Consider the following 495-nt stretch of genomic DNA (forward strand, 5'->3'; position numbering starts at 1 on the left):
CGAGGAATAGCGCTTTTCAAACATCTCATTAAGTTTTTGTTTGACAACGGGATCGCCAAAACCTGGGATGACACGGTTCTCAAAACGTTCGTTGTAGGCGATGGTGTCCAAGTATACAATTTTTTCTGCAGCATCCATGTTCGTTAAACTGTTCATAGGCTTGAGCCGCTTACGTATTTCTTTATTCATGCGTTCAATGGGGTTCGACGTATAGATGGCTGCTTTGATCTGCGCAGGATAACGATAAAACGTCAATAAGGTGGAAAGCTGGTTTTCCCACGATGCGACTTCCTTCGGATATAGCTTGTTCCAGTTCTTTTTAAAGGTATCGAAGGCAGCAAGGGCACATTCGTGGTCGGGTGCGGTATAAATGGTTTTGAGCCCCTCAATAAAATCGGTCTTGTGTTGGACGCGAACCTTTGGAAACGTAGAACGTACTTTGTGTACGACGCAATGTTGAACGTCTGCCCGCGGATACATCTCTTTAAAAGCATC

At 44.6% G+C, this 495-nt stretch carries 1 protein-coding gene; it reads right to left on the reverse strand.

The genetic code is table 11. From position 1 onward, the window contains the following. A partial coding sequence (locus K0T92_RS24695; RefSeq protein WP_219875279.1) for a transposase occupies window positions 1-495 on the reverse strand: 495 nt, incomplete at both ends.

The sequence above is a fragment of the Paenibacillus oenotherae genome, assembly GCF_019443105.1.
In the GTDB taxonomy this organism is placed as follows: Bacteria; Bacillota; Bacilli; order Paenibacillales; family Paenibacillaceae; genus Paenibacillus_Z; species Paenibacillus_Z oenotherae.